Raw genomic sequence first — 24,064 nt, forward strand, 5'->3', positions numbered from 1 at the left:
CCCCCCCCCCCCCCCCACCGCAAGACGTACCGTTCCCGCCGGTTGAGCCGGAGCCGCATGCCGAAAGGGCAAACACGACCAAGCCAGCAATGCGAGCCCACAAGGTCGGATACTTTCCGTGGGAGATATGACATCTCATAAGTTTTCTGGATCGAATGAGGATTCCGTAAGCTATTATCACTTATCTCTTTGTTTTTGTCAAGCAGTACCGGCTTAATTCCGGTTCCCGTCCCCCTACCGCTGCTCCTCGTATTCGACGACCATCTTGAGGAGCGTGGCGTCGGGCCGCGCACGGAGCTTGCGGCCGTTGACGATGATGGTCGGGGTTCCCTCGACGCCCACCTTCGTGCCGGTGTCGAGGTCGTCGCGGATCATCCTGTCCGTCAGGGGGTCTTTCATGCACTTCTCGAACTTGCCCATGTCGAGGGCGAAGTTTTTGGCGATGGACCGGATGCTGGTTTCGTTGAGGCCGCGCCCCTGGATTTCGAACATCGCCTCGTAGATCTCCCAGAGTTTCCCCTGCTGGCTGGCGCAGATGGAGGCGCGGGCCGCCTCGCAGGCGTTCTGGTGCCCGCGGCCCTTGGGGATGCGCGGGTTGCACTCTCCGTCGAGCGGATAGTTGCGGTAGCAGACCTTCACCCGGTCGCCGTGGGTTCGGACGAGTTCCTTCAGCGCCGGCACGAATCCCTTGCAGGCCGGACACTGGAAGTCAGCGAACTCCACCAGCATGACCGGGGCATTGGGGTTGCCCTTGGGCTGGAGCGGTCCGCAGTCGAGATCAACCTTCGGCATGGCGTCCAGGAATCTCGCCACGAGTCTCAGGGTGTCCTCGCGTTCGGTGGTTTGTTCCCCGTCGATTATCACGTCAGGCTTCGGGGTTTCGGGGCGGGCGACAGCGGGATCTTTCTTCTCGATGGCGTCCACCGGGCTCATCCGTGCGGAAAGGCCCCAGAGCACCAGCAGCGACGCCACGACCGAAGCTCCCGAAATCCCGAGGAGCTTCGGGCTGAACAGGGCGGAGATCTCGTCGCCAAACCCGCCGCCGGGGGCCGACTTCAGCGCGATCCACCCGAAAGCGAGCAGTGCGAACGAGCAGACATAGAGGACCGTGCAGGCGGGACAGATCGTTTTCAGGACGGCATAGGACAGGTAGGCCATCACGAGGCTCACCAGCGTCGTAAAGGCGCCGCCCGCCAGCAGAAGACGCGGCAGGGCCTTCTTCGGGTCCAGAATCCCCGACAGCGCCACGACTCCGATCAGTACGTAGGTAATGACGGCGAAGTTCGAGATGGGGACACCGAACAGTTCCGAATACTTCGATTCAATCGTGATCTGGCAGTTGGCCACGTCGCTGATCGTGCAGAGCGAGCCCAGAAGTTCCTTCGTGTACCGGATCGTGTGCAGATGCGTCAGGTAGAACGACACGATGACGGCAACGGCGGAAACTGCCACAGCTGCCGGATAGAGCCATCTGGGCGTGGCGGACGTTTTTTCCTCGGACATGGATATTCACCCCTAGGTATGGATGGAACTCAGGTAACGGGGCGAGCCTAGACCATGCCGCTGGGGGGTGGAAGTCGGACTGATAGCGGAATGAAGCCGGTTTAACGCTTTTCAGCGCAGGAGTGCGCCGGGGTCCACTTCCCAGGGCGCGTCCGAAAGCCGGTCCCGGCGATAGTGGGGCAGAAGGCCTGCGGGGGTGACCGGTTCGGGCCGATCCAGAAGGCCGAGCGAATGGGCGAGGTAGCCCAGGATTTTCTCTACGGTCCAGCCGTGGTGGAGCAGTTCCGGCAGGGTAATATCACGCTCCCGTTTGGCGAACTTGCGGCCACCCAGACCCGTGACGAGCGGGACATGCAGGAATCCGGGTGGTGTCCAGCCGAGTGCTTCATACAGGAGAACCTGCCGGGCGGTGGAATCGAGCAGATCGGCCCCCCGCACGACGCACGTCACCCCCATCGCGCGATCATCGGCGACGACGGCGAGCTGGTAGCTCGCCACGCCATCCTTGCGGAAAACGATGAAGTCGCCCCGGAGCGTCGAGACGTTTTCCGCCGCAGCGCCCGTATGGATATCTGTCATCGTGACCAGCCGGTCGTCGGCCCGGAACCGGAAGGCATAGGATTCGCCGCCCGAAATCCGGCGGCTGGCATCAGCAGGCGGCAGGTGCCGACAGGTGCCGGGATAACGGGGACCGTCTTCACCGGGAGCAGGGGCCCCGGCGGCCGTTTCGATCTCCTTGCGGCTGCAGAAGCAGGGGTAGACAAGGTTCCGGGCTTCCAGTGCCGTAACAATCTTCCGGTAGTAATGGGCCCGTTCGCTTTGCCGGTAGGGGGAGTGAGTATTCCGGAGTTCAGCCGGCCCTGCCGTTGCACCGGGGCCTTCGTCCCAGTCGAGACCCATGGCCCGGAAATCCTCGATGATCTGGTTTTCAAACTCCGGGCGCGAACGGGCAGGATCCAGATCCTCGATCCGGAGGATGAGCCGCCCTCCGTGGGCACGGGCATCGAGCCAGGCGACGAGTGCCGTTCGCAGGTTGCCGATATGCTGGCGGGCCGTGGGAGACGGGGCGAGCCGCCCCACATAGGGAGTGGTCACGGGAAAACGGTCTAGGCGGCCTTCGCCAGAACGGCGTCAACCATCCGGGTGGTCGTGGCGCTGCCGCCCATGTCACCGGTGACATCGCGGCCTCCGGTCACGATGCTGTCGATGGCGGCATCCAGCCGTTGCGCCTTCTCGCGTTCGTTGATGTGCTCCAGCAGCATCACGACCGTGCGGAGTATTCCCGTGGGGTTGGCCCAGTCGCGGCCATCCCGGTGGGGGCGGGCGCCGTGAAACAGCTCGAAAACCGCCATGCCCCCATCTCCATAGCTCGCGCTCGCCACCGTGCCCGGACCACCCACCAGGCCTGCGCCGAGGTCGGAGAGGAGATCGCCATAAAGGTTGGTCGTCAGGATCAGGTCGTATTTCTGCGGCCGCTGGACCATCTGGAGCGAGGCGTTGTCCACGATGAAGTCGCTGAACCCGATGAATGGGGATTCGCCCGCCACCCGCCGGGCGGTTTCAAGGAACAGGCCGTCCGACTTCTTCATGATGTTTGCCTTGTGGACGCAGGTGATGGAACGGCGGCCGTATCGTTTGGCGTATTCGAATGCGAAATGGCTGATCCGCTCGCAGGCTATCCTGGTCGCCAGCTTGATGGTGAGGACCACTCCCTGTGCCACCTTGTGCTCGATGCCTGCGTATATGTCTTCCGTGTTTTCGCGGATAATGACTGCGTCAATCCCGCGAAACGCCTCGCGGACATGAGGCAGGCTTTTGAGAGGCCGGACGTTGGCATAGAGATTGAGCGTTTTCCGGAGCTGGACGTTCGGAGAGGAGTATTTGACGCCCATGGCCGATTCTACCGGCCCCTTGATGGCAACCCGGGTGCGGCGGATCGATTCAACCAGTGTCCTGGGTACAGCTTCTCCGGTCCGTTCAAATGCCGTCCGGCCCATTTCCTGCTCGTCCCATCTGGTGCCGGGCAGGAGCGCATCAATGACCCGGCGGGCATGAAAGAGAAGTTCCGGGCCCAAACCCTCGCCGGGGACATAGGTGATTTCGATGCCCATGGCGGGAAACTGTACCATGCGGAACAATCTCCGTGAAGCGGGGATACCTGAATGGCCGCATCCGCACCTGAAAAAACACGCGGGCCGTTTTTAGGCGGCCCGCGTCCCGAGAGAAAAGAAAAGGAACGTCGCTACATTAAACCGGCGGGGTTGGCCGGAGCGGAGTCCAGCCATGAAACCGTGCCGGCAATAGAGCCGGTACCAATGGCGGCTTCGTTAGGGGAAGCGCACCCGAACAGGACGATATAAACGATGACGCCGATCAGGAGGGCGATATAGAGCTTCGCCGACAGCGGCGCCTTGCGGGCTTTGTTGAGGATGACGGAGTTTTCAAACATTTCGCAGGGAGCATACAAGATCTGTGCCGCGGGCCGGTGCAGTAAAACCCCTGCTAAGGTGTCCTAGCAACGGGATTTCTGAAGGGTTGTCCCCGGCCTGTCACCTTGCGGCGACAGGCGGGGCTGAAAGTTCGGGCTCACCCCGTTGGCCGGATACTGAAACCGGCGTCCTGGTCGAGGGGTGGTATCTCTGAAGTGGCAAGACGTTCGACGCGGGCTGCTGGTGGTCCCTTTTCCAGCCAAAGGAGCATTTTTGCGCAGGCCGCGTCGTGACCCTGGAACTCGCCCTCGACGGAACCATCGGGCCGGTTCCGGACCCAGCCACTTAGCCCCAGTACGGTTGCTTCATCCCGGGCCGTATACCGGAAAGCGACGCCCTGTACCCGGCCCGTGACGGTAAACCGGTACCGTTTCATGGGGCTGCTAGCGTCCCTCGCCCGTATGGCCGATCAGATTTTCAAAGGCGGGCTCGTCCAGTACCGGGATACCCAGTTCCTGCGCCTTGGCAAGTTTCGACCCTGCTTCGGCTCCGGCGACGACGTAGTTCGTCTTTTTCGAAACGGACCCCGAAACCTTGCCACCCAGCGAGACAATGGCCTGTGCGGCGCCATCCCGGGTCCACCGGGAAAGCGTGCCGGTCAGGACGAAGGTCTTTCCCTTCAGTGAATCGCCGGTGGCCGCTGGCGGTTCCGGCTCCACCCCCAGTTCCAGCAGGTCGTGCACTGTCCGCCGGTTGGCGGGATTGGTGAAAAACCCGTGTATGGCACGGGCCACCTCTGGACCTACGTCCGGAACCTGAAGCAGTTCCGCTTCGGAAGCATCCATCAGCCGTTCGACCGTCTTGAACTCGCGGGCCAGGAGATCGGCAGTGGCCTCGCCCACATGCCGGATGCCGAGAGCGTTGATGAACCGGCCAAGCGGCGGCTTGCGGGAACCGTGAATGGAGTCAATCAGTTTTTGGGCAGCCGTGTCGCCCTTCTTGTAGAGCGAGGCGATGTCTTCCTTTTGAAGCGCAAAAACGTCGGCAAGCGTGCGGATTTTCCCCATGTCAGTCAGCTTGCTGATGATCTTGCCTCCAAGGCCGTCGATATCCATCGCCTTGCGGGAGACGAAATGTTCAAGCCGCCCCTGAAACTGGGCTGGGCACTGGAGGTTCACGCATCGCCAGGCGACTTCACCCTCAGGCCGTGAAACAGGCTCGCCGCAGGAGGGGCATTTGTGGGGGAAGACAAACTTGCGGGCGTTCGGCGGCCGCTTTTCCATGACCGGGCCGACCACTTCGGGAATGACGTCTCCGGCCCGCTGGACGATCACCGTGTCGCCGATGCGGACGTCCTTGCGGGCGATCTCGTCCTCATTGTGGAGCGTCGCATTCCGCACCAGCACGCCGGCGACCTGTACCGGCTCCAGCTTTGCCACCGGTGTCAGGGCCCCCTGGCGGCCCACCTGGATATCGATATCCAGGAGGCGCGTCACCGCCTGCCGTGGCGGGAACTTGAACGCGATTGCCCACCGCGGATCGCGGGATTTGGAACCTAGCAGCCGCTGGAGTTCGAGGTCATTCACCTTCACAACCGTGCCGTCGATCTCGAAATCAAGGGAATCCCGCGTTTCGGCCATCCGGGCGTAGTAGTGAAGGACCCCTTCCGCGCCTTCTGCCTTCCCGGTTTCGCGGCTTACCTGAAATCCCAGTTCCTTGAGCCATTCCAGCGTTTCCATGTGGGTCTTGAACCGGGGCCCCCCTGTCACTTCGCCAAGCTGGTAGCTGTACATGTCGAGCGACCTGCGGGCCGTGATGCCGGGGTCCAGTTGCCGTAGAGAACCGGCTGCGGCGTTCCGGGGATTGGCGAACGGTTTTTCTCCCGCCTCGTCCTGGGCCTCGTTCAGTTGGCGGAAGGCTTTCTTGGTCATCAGGACTTCGCCCCTGACCTCGATCCGTTCGGGGGGGTGTGCTCCGCGCAGCCGGAGGGGAATGGAGCGGATCGTGCGGAGGTTTACTGTTACGTCCTCGCCGGTGACACCATCGCCCCGTGTTGAACCCATCACCAGCAGGCCGTTTTCATAGACCAGTTCCACGGCCAGTCCATCGAATTTGGGCTCGCAGAAGTAGCTGATTTCGCCCTTCAGGGCGCCAAGGCCTTCGAGGGTCTTGACCGTGCGGGCATGAAAGGCACGAAACTCCTCCCCATTCATGGCGTTTTCGAGCGAAAGCATCGGGTTCTTGCGTGTTACCTTCGCCAGTTCCGATACAGGTGCGTGACCGATGCGCTGGGTCGGTGAATCCGGAGACAGAAGCTCCGGATGCTCCTGTTCCAGTTGCTGAAGTTCCCGCAGCAGCCGGTCGTATTCGGAATCCGGCATCGAAGGATCATCGAGAACGTAATAGCGGTAGTTGGCCTCGTTCAGGAGACCGCGCAGCCGGGCGGCCTGTTCGGCATGTGGGTGTTTGGAGATCATTTCTGCAGTGGGGCGGATATTATTGCCGGTGGCGGATTCAGGAGCTTGCGGAATCCTTCCGACCGGCGGAGCCGGACGCCGATCTGGCGCATGGCATGGCAGAGGGCGGCCGAGTTGAGGAACCCGCTTTCCCGGATGGCTGCTTCAAGGCCTCCCTTGCGGGGCTGGTAGGCAATACCGGCAGCCGACAGTTCTTCCACCATCTTGCCATCACGCTGTAATCTCAGTTTTGCCGTGATCTGCACCAGTTCGTAATGCAGTTCCAGATAGGATCCGGCTGTGGGCACTACGGGTATCTGGCCTTGTCCGAACGGGGCTGCCTCGAACCGCAGCTTGCCCAAAAGCTGTCCCGGTCCTGGCTCGTACAGTGCGGGCACAGGGACCACCGCATCGAAGAGGTCGGTGAGTGGCGGTATGGTCTGGTTTGCCAGCGCGGCGGCCTCGGCATCCAGTGCCGCCACGGCCGCAGTCGGAACATCCACCTCCCTGACGCCACCGGCACGGGCGATGGCGAGCCGTGACGAGGTGTAGGGCGAGGTTTCTACGTGCAGCATGAGTTCCGCTGGTGCCCGGAGTGAGGGGCGGGAAAGCCCGCAACGATCGATATCGGCCACCGGAAGGTCTGGAGGCTTGTGGGCAGCATAGCCCTCCACGAAACCAGCCGGACCGCAACCCTGCACGATCACGGCCAGTAATGCTGAAAGCCCGGTACGGACAGCCGGTGTCATGGTTCGCTGCTCCGGAGGATGATCTGGGTGTCGGTGCCCTGCGTTCCGTCCTCGTTCCACAAAATGCAGGAGAGCTCCATACGGCTGCTCATTTTCTCCTCGTAGACAAGCACTCCTTCGGTCTTTGAGCCCGGTACCAGCCGGACAGGAGCGAGCATCTTCTGCTGGAAATCATCAAGCCGGTCGGCGTTGGCACTCGCCTGCATTTTCCGGGCTCCGTAGTCGAATGGAAGCATAGCAATACGCAGTGCCAGCCAGACGATGCCGAAGCTGTCCTGGCCGGGCCGGCTGTCCGGCCGGGCCGATGTGGATACGGCTGCCCGCAACGGGCTTAATGGGTGCACATCCATGCGGGTTGAAGAGAGGCGGCAGTCCCAGGGTTCCAGATCCACCGGGACGTCGCCGTGGTTTTCGGCAGTCAAGTGGATCGCAACCAGATCCTTGCGGCCGCCCGAATCCCATTGCCTCCGGTCCAGTAGAACAGCACGGAAGGTCCTGTCCGGACTCGTGGCGGCATCCGCCCCGGCATCTGGCGGAGCAAATGGACGGTACGCACAGGCCGAAAGCACAAAGACGGCAATGAGCCCCGTAATTCGTATGCAATTCACCCGTCCATCGTTGCCGACACCCCCCGCTGGGAGCAACTATTGGAACGGGTACCAAATGACCGAAGATCGCACTCCAGATTCGGCGCTCCGGCCAGCCGGTCCTGCCGCCGGGCAGACATCCGTCACGGTGACAGCCATTTGGGCCGCTGGCTTCGCCCTGATGCTCCACTTCGGCTGGGGCCGGGCGGGCGACATCGTGATCGATTCGTTCCACGACCTCGTGACCGTTATGCGGCTTGCGGCCGGCGAGCCGCTTTATACTGGCATTGCTTATCTGTACGGCCCGGTGGGGCCCACGTTCTTGCGGGGTTCGATGGCGCTGCTCGGGCTGGACGTAACGGCATACCTCGCACTGTGCGTGTTGCTGGCGGCGGCGGAACTGCATCTTGTGGACCGGATTGCCCGGCGGTTCGTGGCTCCGGCAGGCCGCATCCTGCTCCTGCTCGCAGTGGCCGGTGTTTTTACCTTTCACAGTGAACTGTTCAGCCGCCTGATGCCGTATTCATTTTCGGCCCTGCTGGCTGCGGTTCTGTATCTGGCGTTTCTGGACCGCTGGCTGGATGCCCGTCAGGGAGTAACTCCGGCCGCGGACGGTCTTGTGGCGGGCCTTGTCGCCGGTTTGCTGCTCCACACGAAGTTCGAGTTCGGCCTGGCGGCTGCAGGGGTACTGGCCGCCGATTTCATTGTCGAGGGGATTTCGCGGTCCGAAAGTGGCCGGCGGAGCGGTTATCACCTGCCGGCACTGGCAGGAATGGCTTTGGCGGCCGGTGCCGGCTTTCTGCTGGTGCCGGGACTCGGCGGTACGGTTGAAACGTATCTTCAGAACGTCGATCCCCGGCCGTTCCTGACAAGTCCCGCCGGGGCGGCTCTGGCCCGGACGGCGGGTGCAGTCACTTCATGGAAAGCACTGGGGAATATCCTGGGGTTGTCACTCTATTCGTTTGCATTGCTGCTTGTGCCAGCGGCGTTGATTCTTTTCCTGGCGCGGCGAAACTTGCGTGTGGCGATGTTCCTGTCGGCGACGCTGCTGATCCCGCCGGCCGTGAGATTTGTGGCCGGATATCCGGCCCGGTCGCTGGACGGACTTGTCCCGCAGCTCCGGCTGCTCGCGGACTATACGATTCTGACCGGGGTTATTCCCCTGTTGCTGCTGGTGGTTGCGGGGCTTGCCATCGGAGGGGTGCCGGGTCCGGAGCGGCGGACCCGGTTACTGCTTGTTGTCGCCAGCGCGGGGCTGCTTGTCCGGACGCCGGCGTCACTGTCCCCGGGACTTTTTGGCTCGTTCTATCTGCTCCCTGCCGTCGTCGTCGCCGTATCGTTGTCGGGCGAATGGCTCCGGTGGATTGTCAGCGCCCGCAGACGCCAGTCCGCCGGACTTGTGGCGCTCGGGCTGCTGGTATTCGGGGTACCTGGCATTCTTGCCAATTTCCAGCGGTTCCGGCTGAAGGGATATGCCCCGGCAGTTTCCCTGCTCCCGTTTGCCACAGATGGTGTGCGGGCGCGGATATTCGGCGAGGCGATAGAGTTCCTCGCTGCCCGCACGAAGCCCGGCGACCCGCTGGCAGTATTTCCCCAGGAGCCGGTGCTCTACTTCGCTACCCGGACCCGTCCCGCATTACCGGACCATAACTTCATCGCCCATGTGGTTCGTGGCGACCCAATGGAAGATCTCGTCCGGCGGCTTGAGGAAGCCCGGCCGGAGTTCGTGGTCGTAAGCAACCGGGTTTACCGCGAAGGCGGGCTTGGCGCCTTTGGCCAAGGCTATGGGGCGGACCTGCAGAAGGTGATCGCCCGTGACTATGAGGCTGTTGCCAGGTTTGGGCTGGATGACACCCGGCGATCAGCCACGCCCGCAACAGGTGCGTTGGGCGATCCATATTATGCGCTGCTGGTCTTTGGACGGAAAACCGCTGCCGAATAGGCTTATCCGCCGGGGATTCCGTATTCGTCCAGCAAGGCCGATAGCCGTTCGACATTGACGAATTCGATGGGCGAGCCTTCGACGATCTTGTGCACGTCGGCAGTGAAGTAGTCGGTGGTGACGAAAACCCCCTTGAGACCCCGTTCTCCACGGACCGAGCTTTTGAGCTCTTCCACACGTTCGGCGGTGACCGGTTCGTCGCTCATCCGGCAGTGGAAAATGACAAGGCCTGATACGAGTTCCCCCGGAAGCCGGGCATGAATCTCGAACTCGTCTTCACCAGACCGCTGAAGCGCGGCCACTTCCATGCCCTGCGCCGCCACCAGTGCATGCATTGCCTCTGCGAATGCCTCAAGCGAGGTAAACCGCCGGAAACCGGCCTTGTCCGGCGGCAGTTCGAGTCCACCGCCTTCTGTGCCGCCGTCCTCGCGGAGAATCGGAACCGGATGCCGCCCCACGACAGCCATCAGGATGAACCCGAGCAGAAGCCCGGCGACTGCGATGTAGATGACGCTCATCCTCGGCCCACCTTAGCGCGCTTTTCTGCACGAAGCCCGGCCGGATGATACGAAAAAGCCCGCTCATGGCGGGCTTTGCCGGCTTCGAGGCAGGGTGGCGGCGCTATTCGCACATTTCCTTGTACATCTCGGCCCGGCGGCCCTGGCGGATCAGTTCATCATTGCGGAATGCCTGCCGGTAGGCGATCCAGATTGTCCCATTCACAAGGAAGATCATGCCGACGATCGGAATGTTGTCCCCCTTCTTCACAATCGACAGGAAACTGGGGCTGAGCACGCAGCCGGCAACAAGACCGACAAGCAGGGCCAGATTCAGCACGATCATGGAAAGATCAAGAATTTTAACGCGGTTCATGGTTCCCGTGCTCCCTGATGGTATCCGTGGAAGCCCGGGCCCGTTTTCCTTCTAAGGCCCGGTGGCCGGTTGTTAGGCCCCCCCAGCCGCAAAATCAAGCGCGAATTCAGCCAAGTCATGGCGCCGGGCACTGGCCGGAGCTATAGGCCCCTCCGGAAGGTCCGGGTCACGCCGGAACCCGGACAGGAGCCATCCAGTTTGTTCGACCGGTTCTTCCAGATTCTCCAGGAACAGCCGCCTGGTGTGCTCATCGGGATGATCGTGGGTGTGCTGCTGGCCTGCGGCTTGGGACTTCCAATGCCCGAGGATATCATTCTCGTAACGACGGGCTATCTGGCTTATCTGGGCAAGCTGGACATGCGCCCCGCGATTTTCCCGGCACATCTGCCTCAGGGGCTGGCGCTGGGGATTGTGGCGACCTTCGCTGGTGTGATTGCGGGGGATTCGATCATCTTCACTCTGGGTCGCCGGTTCGGCCCGCATATCATCGAGTTTCCGCTGATCCGGAAGATCGCCACCCGTGAACGGGTGGAAGCCGCGGAGTATTATTTCGAGAAGTACGGTACCCGGTTCATCTTCGTGGGCCGGTTCATGGCCGGCGTGCGGGCGCCGATGTTTCTCACGGCGGGTATTCTCAGGGTGCCCTACCGGAAATTCATCCTCTATGATGGCATGGGCGCGCTGATCAGCGTTCCGCTGCTGGTGTACGCCGGTTACTACTTTGGCGAGGATATCGACCGGGCGTTTCATCTGGCCCGCGAGGCGCAGCAAACCGTCCTGTATGTGCTGGCCGCCGCAGGGGGCTTTTTCGGACTCCGGTACCTGCTTCGTGCAACCGGTCTGCTGGGCGAGCGGGTTCTGGTGGAACCGGCCGCCCGGAAGTTCGAGGCCGAGCATCCGGTTCCGGACGGACATGTTTACTTTCCCGGTGAAACCGGAGGCGGAAAGGATCGAAAGGCGATGAGCATTTTCAAGGCGTACGACATCCGGGGTGTCGTTCCTGACGAACTGAACGAGGAACTGGCAGGCCGTATCGGGTCAGCAATCGTAGATTACCTGAAGGTGGACCGGATTGTTGTGGGCCGGGATGTGCGGACTACAGGCGAAACGATTTTCAACGCCTTTGCCGGTGGAGCCCGCCTTCGCGGCGCCGACGTATATGACATCGGCCGGGCGACGACGCCGCTCCTCAATTTTACGGTGGGTCAGCATGGCTTTCCGGCGGGTGTGATGATTACCGCCAGCCACAATCCGCCGCGCTACAACGGGTTCAAGATATGCCGCGCGAATGCAGTGCCGGTTTATGACAGGGAAATAAGGACCATCGGCGAGATGGCTACCGCCGCCGGGGCGCCAGCCGCAGCAGCCAAAACTGGCAGGCTGATCCCTTTCAGCAGCCTCGACGAATATTATGGCAAGATCCGGGGCCGCGTCCGGACCGGCGGCCGGCGCCTGAAGGTGGTCGTGGACATGTCGAATGGCGCTGCCACCACCATCACGCCTGCGTCCCTGAAAGATCTCCCGCACGACATCGTGGTCATCAATGGCGATCCGGATGGAACATTTCCGAACCATGAGCCCGATCCGCTGAAAGAGGAAAACCTTGAACAGTGCCGCCGCAAGCTGATTGAACTCGGTGCCGACATGGGGGCCGTATATGACGGTGACGCCGACCGGCTGGTGTTTCTGGACGAAACGGGACGGACGGTAACGGGTGACCTGACGACGTTGCTCATTGCACTGGACATGATCGGCGGCCGGAAGGGCGAACTGGTGCTTTACGATGTCCGTTCTTCCTGGGTAGTCCGTGAGGAGCTGGAAAAGGCGGGGGCGCGCTCGGACGTCTGCCGGGTAGGACATGCCTTTATCAAGACGGCCATGCGTGAACGGGATGCCCTGTGCGCCGGCGAACTGTCGGGCCACTACTACTTCCGTGACAACTTCTATGCCGAAAATACCGATCTGGCCCTTGTCCTCATGCTGAACCAGCTGGCTTTTTCCGCAGAACCCATGAGCCGGATCGTGGGCCGTTATCGCCGGTACCATGCTTCGGGGGAGATCAATTCGGAAGTGGCCGATAAAGCAGCTATTATCGCCAGCATAAAGGAACGTTACGGCAAGGCTGGCAAGGTAACCGAGGTAGATGGCCTGACAGTGGAGTTTGACGACTGGTGGTTCAACCTTCGGGCATCGAACACTGAATCGTTGCTCCGGCTGAATGTAGAGGCCAAGGCCCCAGACCGGCTGGAAGAAAAGACCCGGGAGCTGTTGGCGCTGATCCGGGGGTAATTTGTGGCCGCGCCGGCGGCTGGCGCGGGTGTCGGGATGGATGAGGAAATTGAAAGCCTGTCGCTGGAGGAGCTGCCGAAGTCGGCAACCCGGCTGTTTGCCGAAGCGCTGCTGATTGCCGCCTGCTTTGCCACGCTGACCATTGCCATTGGCGTGGCAGGCATCCTGTTCACCGGCGGGCTGTTCGAGCCCGCCACCCAGCGTTACCTGGAAGGGCTGATTGGCTGGGATCGTGTAAGCCAACTTGGGTGGTTCACGCTGGTGCTGGCGACCATCTGGACCGGCTGGTTCTGGTACTTGTTCAAAAGCGTCCGAGAGTTCCGCTCGCTGCCGCCCGAGGAATGGAAATCCCGTCCGGACGATCTCGTTCGGCTGTTCCGGCAGGTTCATGATATTCCGTACCTGGGGACGCTGGTCAGCGTGTTCCTGTGGGTTGCTGGTGGAATTGTTGCGATCTGGTTCTTCCGTGACCTTTCCAGCTCCTTTTACTGGGTGATCCCGACGCTCTCCACCTGCACGGCGATGTCAATCAACCTGCCCCAGATTTACGCCCAGCGTGATCTGCTCCGTCCGCTCGAAAACGAGATACGTGTGCTTAACCCCGCCATCAACGTGTCCAACGTGAAGCGGCGGAACTCCATAGGCCGAAAGCTCAGGAGCGGACTGTTCGGGCTGCTTCTCTTCACGCTCGGGGTCGGATTTCTCGTCTCGTTCGTGGTGGTAGAGCGGTTCCGTGTGCAGGACCGGGTGGAGCGGCTCGACAGCCTCCTTCCGCTTTTTGCCGACTGGGTGCAGAGGGCACAGCCGTCGGATTTTTCTCCGTCTGAGCGGGAACGATGGACCGGACCACTCGGCCGGTTTCATACGGGAAGCCGTGCGGGGCCGGTTTTATATGACCTGACCGACGGGATTTTCCTGGTGAATGTTCCTGGCGTTGCCGAAGACAGTGCCACCGTGGAGATCATGCAGCGCGCCCAGGAGCAGTATGAGGAAGACTACCGGCATGGAGTTACCTTCCATTCACTTCCGGAAAGCATTTTTGACGAATTCGGCCTTCAGCACCGCTATCTTCTGGCGCTGGCCGAATTGCACACCCATAGTTCGACGGACCTTTTTCGCAGCCTGATCGTCATTTATGCGTTGATTGCAGTTTTGTGCCTGCTCGTGTCGGTATTCCTCAGCCGGGATCTCATTGTCCCGCTGCGCAGCCTGCTGAAATACACCCGGCGCGTCGGACAGGGGCGTCTCATCCGGCATCGGCCGTTTGTGACAGGAGACGAACTGGGCGAACTGGCCGAGCAAACCGCGCAGACGGTCTCCAATCTGGCTGACATCGTCACGGATATACGGGAAGCGAGCACGGCGCTGGGCGAGGCCGCCCGGGCGGTGGCTACCCGGAGCGTCACGCTCTCGGAGGCAAGCCGCGGCCAGTATGATCTGGCTGACAATACAGCCCGCTCGGTGGACCAGCTTGCGGCACGGCTGGAGTCCGGCAAGCAGGAGATCGACCGTCTGGAAGAAGCCGTGGAGGGCAGCTCATCGGCTGCCATTGAGCTGCACGCCACTGCCCAGCAGGTAAATACTTCCACCGGAGAGCTGGCTGCGGAAACCGGTGATATCCGGAAGGCATCGGGCGAAATGCTTGCTTCAACCGAGCGGCTGGCATCCCGGCTGTCGGATCTGGAGAGTTTCACGGCGCAGACCGTTTCGGCCGTTCAGCTTATTGAAGACCGTGTGAACGCCTTGCGGACCGATGCGGTGATGAGCGAGCAGCTTTCCAGCGACGTGCTTGCCAATACCCAGTCCGGACGGGACGCACTCGCACAGACGGTTCGTGCCATTACCGAAAGCCGCCAGCTTGTCGATGAAACGGCCGGTATTGTCGTTTCTCTCCGGAGCCGCAACCGGGCCATCAACGAGATCATCGAGACCATACGGAGCGTGGCCAGCCGGACGACGCTGCTGTCGCTGAATGCCTCCATTCTGGCGGCACAGGCCGGCGAACACGGTGCCTCTTTTCAGGTGGTTGCCGAGGAAATACGGCAGCTCGCCTATGGCACCACCGGCAAGGCACGGGAGATCGCCGAACTGATAGAAACGATCCAGGTGGAGACCGAGCGGGCGGCCAATTCCATCGAGGAAGTGATGGTCCGTGCGGGACAGAACGTTGCCATGGCTGAGAGTACCTCCCGCGTGCTGGACGAGATCACGCAGAAGGCGGAAGAGTCGCTGTCGGTGGTCGAACGTACCCGGCGTGCGGTGGACGACCAGAGCCAGTCGGCACGGTCGATCACCCAGGTGGTGAACCAGCTTGGCGAACTGGTCCGGGAATTCAGTCGTCTGGGTGAAACCCAGCGTTACACCGGTACCCAGATCGCAACCCGCATCGAGCAGGTGCAGCAGCAGGTGGCCCGGGTGAACCGCGCAAGCCATGAACAGGTGCGGGCCTCAGCCCAGGTTACCGAGGGTGTCGAGACCGTGAATCACACGCTGCAGTCGGTGCTTCGGACCCTGAATGAGGAGATCGGCGCCAGCGGTGACATACGCCGGTCGGCCGCCACGGTAAGGGAAACAGCGAGCCGGTCCCGCGAGCAGACGGATGAACTCGTGCGGGTGGCACGGGAACTGGAAACCCTGGCATCACGTCTGGACAGCGACGTGGGCCGGTTCCGTCTGGAAGACTGATTTTCGCATCAGAATGGGCCGAACATCCGGCGGGACAAGCTCTTGCACCCGTGGCCCATGCGGCCCTATGTTCACGCCGGGCTGAACGCCCAGGGACAGTCATCAGATGAGTGCATTTCCCCGCAAGCCAACCACTGCCGTACGGATCGGCAATGTCACTGCAGGTGGCGGCCATCCGGTCGTCGTCCAGTCGATGACCAACACCGATACCGCCGACGTCAGGGCCACGGTGGAGCAGGTCAAGCTGCTGGCCGATGCCGGATCGGAAATCGTCCGGATCACGGTCAACAACCCGGAGGCGGCCGAAGCCGTGCCGGAGATCATCAAGCGCCTGCGTGATCTGGGGTGCAATGTTCCGGTTGTCGGCGATTTTCACTACAACGGGCATATTCTGCTGACCAAGTACCGGGAATGTGCGCGGCTTCTGGACAAGTACCGGATCAATCCTGGCAACGCCGGGATGGGCAAGCGCGAAAACGCCAATTTTCGTGCCATGATCGAGACAGCCATCGAGTTTGGAAAACCCGTACGCATTGGCGTCAACGGCGGCTCGCTGGACCAGAACCTGCTTACAAGGCTCATGGACGAGAACACCGCCTCGCCGGAGCCCCGGTCGGCGGGGGACATTCTCATTGAGGCGATGGTCCAGAGCGCCATTGATTCAGCGAGGCTTGCCGAGCAGATCGGCCTGCCGCACGACCGCATCATCTTGTCGGGAAAGATTTCGAATATTCCTGAACTGATCAGGGTTTATGTGGAACTGTCGAAGCGGTCCGACTACGCCCTGCATCTCGGACTGACCGAAGCCGGCATGGGCATGAAGGGCACGGTGAGTTCATCCGCCGCGCTGGCAATCCTGCTTTCCCAGGGAATTGGGGACACGATTCGCGTCTCGCTTACGCCGCAGCCGGGTGGCGACCGGCGCGAGGAAGTCTATATCTGCCAGCAGATACTCCAGTCACTGGAGATTCGCAGCTTCATGCCCCAGGTGACAGCCTGCCCCGGCTGCGGCCGGACCACATCGACGTTCTTCCAGGAGCTGGCGAATGACATCCAGGGGTACCTTCGTGCCCAGATGCCCATCTGGCAGCAGCAGTACAAGGGTGTTGAGGAACTGAAAGTGGCCGTCATGGGCTGTATCGTGAACGGACCAGGCGAATCGAAGAGTGCCGACCTTGGCATCTCGCTTCCCGGCACGGGCGAGGACCCCAAAGCGCCTGTCTATAAGGATGGCGAACAGATGACGACGCTCAAGGGAAAGACCATCGCCCAGGATTTTATCCAGATCGTGAACGACTACGTGGAAGCCCGTTGGGGTGGTGCTTCCAGCACCCGGCGGTAGTCATGCCGATTGATGAGGAAGGCGAGGGCCGCGTTCGGCAGGTCCGTGACGGACGGCTTCATAGTGCCTATGAGCGCGAAATCGCCCAGCTGATCCGGCACTTTTCCGATCCCAAGCTGGAGGGGCTTACCCTGTTCAGCATTGAGGTTTCGGCGGATGGCTCCCGTATCCGGGCAGTCTGCGTCCCGGTGTCAAAGCCGCGCCATGCGCGGGCGGAAGTCGAGAGTGCCTTGAAACGTACCGCTCCGTACCTCCGGCGTACATTGGCGGAGACTTTTGCGAAGAAAAAGACGCCGGTCGTCACACTTCGGTACGCTCCAGAACTGGCGGGTCCATTTCGAGCGGATACCTGAATTGTGGGGCAGTAAGAGTCCTGGAATAGACGAGTAATTCCAACCAGTTAGCTGGGCTCCAGGAATCGGCTCAGGTGGTCCTCTGGGCATGGTTTTTGCGTGCATGCCGGCATGAGGATTTTCTTACCGTTCATGCTGGGTTTTATTTTGTCGCTGCCTGTCGGGTGCGCCCAGCGGCGATCGGTATTCGGAAAAACACCGCCGCCAGCTCTCTATGACGGTAACTGGCATCCGCCATCAGCAGCCAAAGATGAGACAAAAGATTTTGCGGTGGACCTTTCTGCCAAGGTCATTCAGGCGGGCGATATGGCGGACAAACGGCTTGTGGCCCCGCAGTTCCAGGGGGCTACGCTGGTGAATGCCAGTTTCGAAAATGGAAAACTGCTCAGTCCGGTTTTTGACAAGGCCCGGATTGTCCGCGGACGTTTTGTGGGAGCGGATGTCCGGGAGGGGAGTTTCCGTGACGCCGATCACCGGTTTGCGAACTTCAACCATGCTGTATTGGAACGGGCGAATTTCGACGCGGCCAACCTGACCCGGTCGGTATTTCAGTTCAGCAAGCTGCGGCGGGCTTCGTTTGCCGGCACGAACCTGGCACATGCTGATTTCCGCGGGGCTGACCTCCGGGATGCCGTATTCATGAACGCTGATCTCAGGTGGGCCGATTTTCGGGGTGCAAATATCGAGGGTGCCCGGTTCATTAGTTCACAACTGTCCGGAACGAAGTTCAGTGATCCCGGCAAGCAGGAAAATGCCGCCAGGATGAACCTTTCGATGGCGATACCCTGAAAACCGGCCCCCTGTCCGTTAGACCTGACCGGGCAAATCAGATACTCGGACAGGGAAACCTTGCTGGAGGGGATGACATGGAAATCCGCAATCTGGGCCATTCGGGGCTGCGCGTGCCGGAACTGTGCCTTGGAGCGATGACGTTCGGCGAATCGCAGTCGTTCATGCGGGGGGTAACCTCTCCCGACGAGGAGGCCCGTGCCGTGCTGGACCGGTGTCTGGACCGTGGCGTGAATTTCATCGACACGGCCAATGTCTATTCCGAGGGCCGGTCCGAGGAACTGCTCGGAAAATGGCTTGAAGGGCGGCGCGAGCAGGCGATTATCGCCACCAAGTGCCGTTTTCCCATGATGATGGGTGCGGGCCGCCCGGACCCGAACAGCTACGGACTGTCGCGCAAGTCGGTCATCTGGAACTGCGAGCAGTCCCTCCGGCGTCTGAAAACGGACTATATCGATCTTTACCAGGTTCACATGCAGGACCGGCGCGCCCCGATCGAAGAGACCCTGCGTGCGCTCGACGATCTCGTTACCAGCGGCAAGGTCCGCTATGCGGGATGTTCCAACTATACGGGCTACCGCCTGGGGGAGGCCGTTGGGGCAGCAGCCCGCATGGGCGTGCAGGGATATGTATCGGTCCAGTTCCAGTGGTCCCTGATCGTTCGTGACGCCGAACGCGAGATTGTTCCTGCATGCCGCCAGTTTGGCCTTGGCATGATGGTCTGGTCACCGCTCGGACGGGGGTTTCTCTCCGGAAAATACCGGAAGGGAATGGAACCCCCGAAAGGAACACGGCTCGCCGAGTGGCGCGATTCGTGGAAACAGATCGACCGGGATTCCAACTGGAAGGTGCTCGATGCGGTGGACGCCGTGGCGAAACGGCACAACGCCGCCCCGGCATCGGTTTCGCTCGCGTGGCTTCGCCAGCAGACTGGAATGACTTCCATTATTGTCGGGGCGCGAACGGTGGCGCAGCTGGATGAAAACCTGAAGGCACTCGATCTCAAGCTGGATGCCGACGACCTGAAACAGCTCGATGCGGCGTCGAAGCCATACTGGGGATACCCATACGACTTTATCGGCGGGCGGGAGCCCTGGTAGCCGAAGTCACTTGGACCCGCCGGGCTTGGGCCCGTGGACCATTTCGGACAGTTTCTGAAGCGGGAGGACGGCAGCGCGGCTGTCATCGAGGCCCAGGCGGTTCAGCCGGTCCAGGGTCGACTGGAACTCGGCCTCGGTGATCCGGCCCTTTTCCAGCAGATACCGGTTCATGTCCCGCAGGTGGAGCAGGTAGAGATCGGCTTCGAGGCGGGAGAACCGGCGGTCCAGGTATTCGCCGACACTCCGCAAGATAATATCCCGTTCGACATGTTCGAGCTTCAGCCACAAGTCGTTCCGGAGAATCAGGAGCGTGTCCTTGAGATCATTTCTGAGATCACCGGTTAAGGTCGCCTCGATTGCCCGAAGTGTGTATTCAAACGCCTGAAGTGTGGGCGACAGTGCATCCAGTGAAACCGAATTTGCGTCTGACTTCTGTCCCAGGTTCTGGATACCGCCCTCAATGCCGTCCAGACGGCGCTCCATGGTTTCCAGCAGGCGCGCATGGGACTGGCTGCGTTTGACCAGCAAAAGCACGGCCAGTAACGTCACCAGCATCAGGAAGCCGGCCACCGCGATGAACCATTCAGGAAGCACGTCCGTACCATTTCCACACGGGCAGGCCCCGGTGTCAAGCGGAATGGACCGGGTGGTGGCGGTTCTTTCGGTTGCGCTGGCCAATATACGGCAGCGCTACGCCACCATGTCCGGCGGTCTCATCTGGACCGTGCTCCGTCCACTGCTTCTGGCAGGAATCTTTACCGTCGTATTCGGCGGGATTTTTGGCGGTCGCAGCAGCTATGTGGTCTGGATGCTGTCGGGCTTTATTCCCTGGATTTTCACGGACGAGGCAGTCCGCAGCGGAGCCCGGACGTATCTCTCACAGTCGTCGCTTCTCAGAAGCCACCAGTCGCACCCGGAACTGCTCGCGGCGATAAGCGCGGCCGAGGGCGCCATCCTGCTTGGGGCCGGCACGGGCGCTGTCTGGCTTGTCTATCTCGCCGGGGTCCGCCCGCTGTCGGCCAGTGATCTCCTCATTCCGCTGGCGGTGTTCGTGGCTTTTCTGACCATCTGGGGAGCCGTGCTCCTGGCGGCCCTTCTGGTGACGGTCATCCGTGATCTGGAGCCGTTGATTGAGCCAGTCATGACCGTCGTCTTCTGGTCAGCGCCTGTTGTTTACCGGCCGGAGGTACTTCCCGTGAGGATGAGGGTATTTCTGGAGTGGTGGCCCCCGGCCGCCTGGGCGCGTATCTGGCAGGCGCTGGTTGGCGAAGGGGCGATGCCGGTTTTGACCGATATTGCCGTGGCTCTGGGAACGGCTGCCGTCCTGTTGCTGTCAGGCCTGCTGCTGACCCGGTGGAGGGTGGCGCTCATTACCGACCGGGTGTGACGAAACACGCCGGGTGATGGTGATGGACGCTATACTGGAATCCTGTATGGAACCCGCCACCGTTTCGATCCGGTCTCTCAGCAAATACTACCCGGCGGTGTCGGGGTTCGGGCATAACATGCAGGCGCTCATGACCGGCCGCTGGCCGGTCACGGGCGGGGTGCCCGCTCTCGATGACGTCAGCCTGGATATTGCCGCCGGTGAGGCGGTCGGACTGATTGGCCGGAACGGTTCGGGCAAGACAACACTCCTCCGGCTCATTGCCGGCGTCTCGGCTCCCACCGGCGGGGAGATCCGGCTGCCCGGCCAGATCAGTTCGCTGATCGAGCTTGGCGCAGGTTTCTCGCCCCAGCTGGACGCGGTGCGGAATATCCGCCGCGAGTGCGCCCTCACCGGCCTCCCGGTCCGCTGGGCTGACGCCCATATGGACCGGATACTGGGGTTTGCGGAGCTTCCCTCGGAGGTTGCCCGCCGCCCGCTGGGTACCTGGTCCACGGGCGAGCGGATGCGGCTGGGGTTTGCGCTGGCGGTGACCCGGCCGGCCAGCCTGCTGGTGATCGATGAGCTGCTGGCCGTGGGCGACGAGAGGTTTCACCAGCGGTGCCTTGAGACATTCCGCGATCTTCGCCGGGCCGGATGCACGGTGGTGCTGGCGAGCCATGCCCTCGGGCAGGTGCGGGCGGTCTGCGACCGGGTGGTGTGGCTGGAAGGCGGCCGGGTGAGGTCGCTTGGCCCGGCCTGGCAGGTTACGGAAGACTACCGGCGGGAAATGAGCCGGCTTCCGGAGCCTCCGGCAGATCAGCAAGAGTCAGCCACGGATGCCCGGCGTGATTTCGTGATCGAGCGGGTCGTGATCGAGCCGGGGCTTGTGCCCCTGGGCTCGGCCATTTCCATCCGGGTTCAATACCGGGCCGCCCGCACCGTTGCGCGGCCGAACCTGGGCGTGGCGATTCACCGCGACGATGGTGTGCTCTGCTACGGAACATCGAGCGTGAAACTGGGTATCGAACGGGACGAGATGCCCCCGGGAACCGGTGTCGCGGAGGCGGTGATACCCGGCTGCCCGCTGCTTCCCGGCCGGTATTTCGTCACCGTCGCGCTTTTTGATGCCGATGACGTGGTGAAATACGACTACCACGACCGGCGCTACAGCTTCACGGTCACGGGAACCACCCGCGATGACGGCGTGAGCCGGATCGAAATGCGCATGGACTGGGGCCGGTAGCCTATTCCAGGGGCCTGCGCGTGGAGCGTATCTTCTGGCGGATTGCCGTCAGCGATCCCAGTCCCTTTCGTTTCAGGAACTCCATCATCGGCGGTCCACCGAGCCGCAGCAGCCCGAAATAGCCGTGCCGCCAGAGGGTCCACACCCCGGAGTGGATATTGCCCCTGACCTTGATCGCTGGGTCGTCGCTCGCGGCCATCTCCAGAATGCAGAGAGCATAGGCGGAAAGGGTTTCGTCCGTCAGCGACACGAGCCGTTCCGCGGCGGCATCCGGAACGGTAATGGTGAGGTCCACCGGCTCTCCCGCGTACGGGTCAAGCCGCGGCTGGCCGCGGTGAGCGGTAAACAGGTATTCACCGCCATGACCGGTCAGCCGGAGGCGCAGCGCGGCCCTGTCCGATAGCGGCGCGACCGCCCGCCGGGAGACTTCACGCTCCTCGAAAAAGGACTTCAGCCTCAGGTAAACGGGGCTGGCTGGTGTCACGGCAACTCCGGCGTCCCGGCGGCCTGAAGCACCTTCCCGCAGGAAGTCAGGTACCCGCCATCCCATGACTTCAGGCGGAACGGTTCCGGCAGGTTCTCCAGCCAGTAGGGACCGGATTCCAGTTCCTGGAAGAACTGGTCGAACGGCCGGATGTAGGGAAGCGGCTGCGAGAGGTAGTCCTCCGTGTAGTAACGGTCCAGGACGGCCGCATGAAAATCCGGATGCCGGCGGCAGAACGATGCCGCCCCCGCTGCATCACGCGAATACAGGAACGCAAGGGCCTCAAAGGTCCGTTCTTTCATGATTGGCCACGTGACCGCGCTGATTGGCGAGGCACTGGTATAGGAAATGTACACAGACCGGAGGCCGTACCCCATAACGCAATCGGCCGCGTAAGGATGAGTGACGATCATCGTGTCGTTCGGAAGTTGGGCAGCAGTTTCATACAGGGAGACATCCTCACACCTGGTATGATCCCACAGGGGACCGGCGGCCGCTGTCAGGGCGATGACCCCGATCGCGGCAGCGGGCAAAGTCTTCGGAAACGGGATCAGACCCGCCGAAACGGAATGGCGGATCGTGTGTGCGAACATGAGCGAGAGGCTGACCGGGAAGAAGTAGCGGAACTGGTGGGGGGCATAATAGAAGCGGATGCCGACGATCGGGTGCGTGAGAAACACAAACGCCGTCATGAACAGCGCCGAGAGGAGCAGGATAAGGGCAATCCGGTCGGTTACGGGAGGCGGGGCGGAGAGACGGAGCAGGATAAGCCAGAGCGCCGCGAGCATGGCGGTTCCGGCCATCGCGCCCAGCCTGCCGCCGGCGACCAAAGCCAGCAGCAGCCCCGCCACGGACAGGAGTCCGGCCGCTCTTGTCCACCTCGCGGCTCCGTATCTCCCGGTCCGGTGGCGCGAACGCGCATGGAGGCCGCACAGCACGGCGAGGACGAGGGCGAGGGTGAGGTAAGGGGCCGTCTCTGGCGTGATGGGCCGCCGCGAGTAGAACAGGAGCTGGGCGATGAAATCCCAGGAAAAGACGTATGAGGGCGTGTGGTCAATGAGCACCTGGACCGGATGGCCGTGTCCGCCCGGCCCGAACTCCGGCCGCTGGAATATTTCGTCATAGGATGGCGTCGAATAAACCTGCCGCTCCGGAGCCCACACGTAACCAATGGCAAAAGCCAGAAGAAACGAACCCGCGATGGCGAGGCCGCCCCGGACGGCCTTTCCGGTATCGCGTCCGGGTGCAGTGATGAAATCCGAGATCGCCACTGAAAGGCCGGTCAGCAGCATCACTGGTGCGAGAAGCGCATAGGAAAAAATGGTCAGGAAGATGACCGCTCCGGCGGCAGCCCAGGCCCGCCGCTGGAGCGCCGTGATGTACAGGAGCGTGAGCGGCAGGGCGAACACCCGCCAGGACCCGGTGTAGAAGTAGTGCCAGCGGCAGAGAAGCAGCAGAATTGCCACGGCCAGCCAGGCGGTCTTCACGTCCCGGCAGGCCCGGAACGTGTAGTGGAAAAGAAGCACACCTGCCAGCGGGATCAGGAGGAGCGGCAGCAGTTTTGACAGGGTCAGGGGATGGACGAATGGGAACAGAATCCCATACAGATAGACCGCGCCGCGGGGTGCGTACGCGATGAGCGTATTTGCCGCCAAATCGTCTGGGAAAATATCTGGATTAACGCCCTGTGCCAGATAGGCCATGACCAGCGAATCGCCTTCGATCTGGTAGGGGTCACTAAACAGCGGATACTGGAAAGTGGCGGCGATTACCGCAGAAAACAGAAGTGCACAATAATAGTGGGTGTTCAGACTATCCGGACGACGTTGTATGTTATGTTGGAGTGCAGCCCTGACAATAATCTTCGTCAT

Annotated in this window: 22 protein-coding genes; 9 read left to right on the forward strand and 13 right to left on the reverse strand. The window is 61.8% G+C overall.

Annotated features, from left to right (window positions below):
* Window positions 1-234: 234 nt before the first annotated feature.
* The 8 genes from KIT79_15470 to KIT79_15505 all read right to left on the reverse strand — a co-directional run bounded on the left by KIT79_15470 (window position 235) and on the right by KIT79_15505 (window position 7,745).
* Complete coding sequence (locus KIT79_15470) at window positions 235-1,503, reverse strand: thioredoxin domain-containing protein (protein MCW5830706.1); 1,269 nt, start codon at window positions 1,501-1,503, stop codon at window positions 235-237.
* Window positions 1,504-1,614: 111 nt separating this feature from the next.
* Window positions 1,615-2,598: a tRNA glutamyl-Q(34) synthetase GluQRS gene (gluQRS, locus tag KIT79_15475; GenBank protein ID MCW5830707.1), complete on the reverse strand. Its 984-nt coding sequence runs from the start codon at window positions 2,596-2,598 to the stop codon at window positions 1,615-1,617.
* Between the two features lie 11 nt (window positions 2,599-2,609).
* Entirely contained in the window at window positions 2,610-3,632 is a 1,023-nt protein-coding gene (locus tag KIT79_15480; GenBank protein ID MCW5830708.1) for an isocitrate/isopropylmalate dehydrogenase family protein, read from the reverse strand.
* A 113-nt stretch (window positions 3,633-3,745) separates the two neighbouring features.
* On the reverse strand, window positions 3,746-3,952 hold the full coding sequence (locus tag KIT79_15485; GenBank protein ID MCW5830709.1) for a hypothetical protein: 207 nt from the start codon (window positions 3,950-3,952) through the stop codon (window positions 3,746-3,748).
* Between the two features lie 137 nt (window positions 3,953-4,089).
* Window positions 4,090-4,368 (reverse strand): acylphosphatase, encoded by a 279-nt coding sequence (locus KIT79_15490; GenBank protein MCW5830710.1) that lies wholly within the window; start codon window positions 4,366-4,368, stop codon window positions 4,090-4,092.
* A 7-nt stretch (window positions 4,369-4,375) separates the two neighbouring features.
* Window positions 4,376-6,409: an NAD-dependent DNA ligase LigA gene (ligA, locus tag KIT79_15495; GenBank protein MCW5830711.1), complete on the reverse strand. Its 2,034-nt coding sequence runs from the start codon at window positions 6,407-6,409 to the stop codon at window positions 4,376-4,378.
* Window positions 6,406-7,137: a hypothetical protein gene (locus KIT79_15500; protein MCW5830712.1), complete on the reverse strand. Its 732-nt coding sequence runs from the start codon at window positions 7,135-7,137 to the stop codon at window positions 6,406-6,408. The genes ligA and KIT79_15500 overlap by 4 nt, the downstream gene beginning before the upstream one ends.
* The gene (locus tag KIT79_15505) at window positions 7,134-7,745 is read right to left on the reverse strand and encodes a hypothetical protein (protein MCW5830713.1); all 612 of its coding nucleotides are present in this window, start codon (window positions 7,743-7,745) and stop codon (window positions 7,134-7,136) included. The genes KIT79_15500 and KIT79_15505 overlap by 4 nt, the downstream gene beginning before the upstream one ends.
* 55 nt (window positions 7,746-7,800) lie before the next feature.
* On the opposite strand from KIT79_15505, the gene KIT79_15510 reads away from it, so the two are divergent.
* On the forward strand, window positions 7,801-9,666 hold the full coding sequence (locus KIT79_15510; protein MCW5830714.1) for a hypothetical protein: 1,866 nt from the start codon (window positions 7,801-7,803) through the stop codon (window positions 9,664-9,666).
* A gap of 2 nt (window positions 9,667-9,668) precedes the next feature.
* Here KIT79_15510 and KIT79_15515 read toward each other — a convergent pair whose 3' ends face one another.
* Window positions 9,669-10,184, reverse strand: coding sequence for a restriction endonuclease (locus KIT79_15515; GenBank protein ID MCW5830715.1), 516 nt, complete (start codon window positions 10,182-10,184; stop codon window positions 9,669-9,671).
* A gap of 103 nt (window positions 10,185-10,287) precedes the next feature.
* Entirely contained in the window at window positions 10,288-10,539 is a 252-nt protein-coding gene (locus tag KIT79_15520; GenBank protein ID MCW5830716.1) for a hypothetical protein, read from the reverse strand.
* Window positions 10,540-10,737: 198 nt separating this feature from the next.
* On the opposite strand from KIT79_15520, the gene KIT79_15525 reads away from it, so the two are divergent.
* The 6 genes from KIT79_15525 to KIT79_15550 all read left to right on the forward strand — a co-directional run bounded on the left by KIT79_15525 (window position 10,738) and on the right by KIT79_15550 (window position 19,097).
* Window positions 10,738-12,828: a VTT domain-containing protein gene (locus KIT79_15525; protein MCW5830717.1), complete on the forward strand. Its 2,091-nt coding sequence runs from the start codon at window positions 10,738-10,740 to the stop codon at window positions 12,826-12,828.
* A gap of 36 nt (window positions 12,829-12,864) precedes the next feature.
* On the forward strand, window positions 12,865-15,513 hold the full coding sequence (locus KIT79_15530; protein MCW5830718.1) for a hypothetical protein: 2,649 nt from the start codon (window positions 12,865-12,867) through the stop codon (window positions 15,511-15,513).
* A 106-nt stretch (window positions 15,514-15,619) separates the two neighbouring features.
* The gene (ispG, locus tag KIT79_15535) at window positions 15,620-16,855 is read left to right on the forward strand and encodes a flavodoxin-dependent (E)-4-hydroxy-3-methylbut-2-enyl-diphosphate synthase (GenBank protein MCW5830719.1); all 1,236 of its coding nucleotides are present in this window, start codon (window positions 15,620-15,622) and stop codon (window positions 16,853-16,855) included.
* 2 nt (window positions 16,856-16,857) lie between these two features.
* On the forward strand, window positions 16,858-17,208 hold the full coding sequence (locus KIT79_15540; protein ID MCW5830720.1) for a ribosome-binding factor A: 351 nt from the start codon (window positions 16,858-16,860) through the stop codon (window positions 17,206-17,208).
* Window positions 17,209-17,340: 132 nt separating this feature from the next.
* Window positions 17,341-17,997 carry a pentapeptide repeat-containing protein gene (locus tag KIT79_15545; GenBank protein MCW5830721.1) on the forward strand — a complete coding sequence of 219 codons (657 nt, stop codon included), beginning with the start codon at window positions 17,341-17,343 and terminating at the stop codon, window positions 17,995-17,997.
* A 77-nt stretch (window positions 17,998-18,074) separates the two neighbouring features.
* Complete coding sequence (locus tag KIT79_15550) at window positions 18,075-19,097, forward strand: aldo/keto reductase (GenBank protein ID MCW5830722.1); 1,023 nt, start codon at window positions 18,075-18,077, stop codon at window positions 19,095-19,097.
* Window positions 19,098-19,103: 6 nt separating this feature from the next.
* Here KIT79_15550 and KIT79_15555 read toward each other — a convergent pair whose 3' ends face one another.
* Window positions 19,104-19,691 (reverse strand): hypothetical protein, encoded by a 588-nt coding sequence (locus KIT79_15555; protein ID MCW5830723.1) that lies wholly within the window; start codon window positions 19,689-19,691, stop codon window positions 19,104-19,106.
* A gap of 31 nt (window positions 19,692-19,722) precedes the next feature.
* Between KIT79_15555 and KIT79_15560 the strand changes: the two genes are divergently transcribed.
* Together KIT79_15560 and KIT79_15565 are read left to right on the forward strand one after the other, a co-directional pair.
* Window positions 19,723-20,484, forward strand: coding sequence for an ABC transporter permease (locus KIT79_15560; GenBank protein ID MCW5830724.1), 762 nt, complete (start codon window positions 19,723-19,725; stop codon window positions 20,482-20,484).
* 46 nt (window positions 20,485-20,530) lie between these two features.
* Window positions 20,531-21,709: an ABC transporter ATP-binding protein gene (locus tag KIT79_15565; GenBank protein ID MCW5830725.1), complete on the forward strand. Its 1,179-nt coding sequence runs from the start codon at window positions 20,531-20,533 to the stop codon at window positions 21,707-21,709.
* A 1-nt stretch (window position 21,710) separates the two neighbouring features.
* On the opposite strand, the gene KIT79_15570 is transcribed toward KIT79_15565, so the two are convergent.
* Both KIT79_15570 and KIT79_15575 read right to left on the reverse strand, forming a co-directional pair.
* The gene (locus KIT79_15570; GenBank protein MCW5830726.1) at window positions 21,711-22,193 is read right to left on the reverse strand and encodes a hypothetical protein; all 483 of its coding nucleotides are present in this window, start codon (window positions 22,191-22,193) and stop codon (window positions 21,711-21,713) included.
* The gene (locus KIT79_15575) at window positions 22,190-24,064 is read right to left on the reverse strand and encodes a hypothetical protein (GenBank protein ID MCW5830727.1); all 1,875 of its coding nucleotides are present in this window, start codon (window positions 24,062-24,064) and stop codon (window positions 22,190-22,192) included. Before KIT79_15575 ends, KIT79_15570 begins: the two co-directional genes overlap by 4 nt.

It is taken from the genome of Deltaproteobacteria bacterium (genome assembly GCA_026129095.1).
Taxonomy (GTDB): Bacteria; JAGRBM01; JAGRBM01; order JAGRBM01; family JAHCIT01; genus JAHCIT01.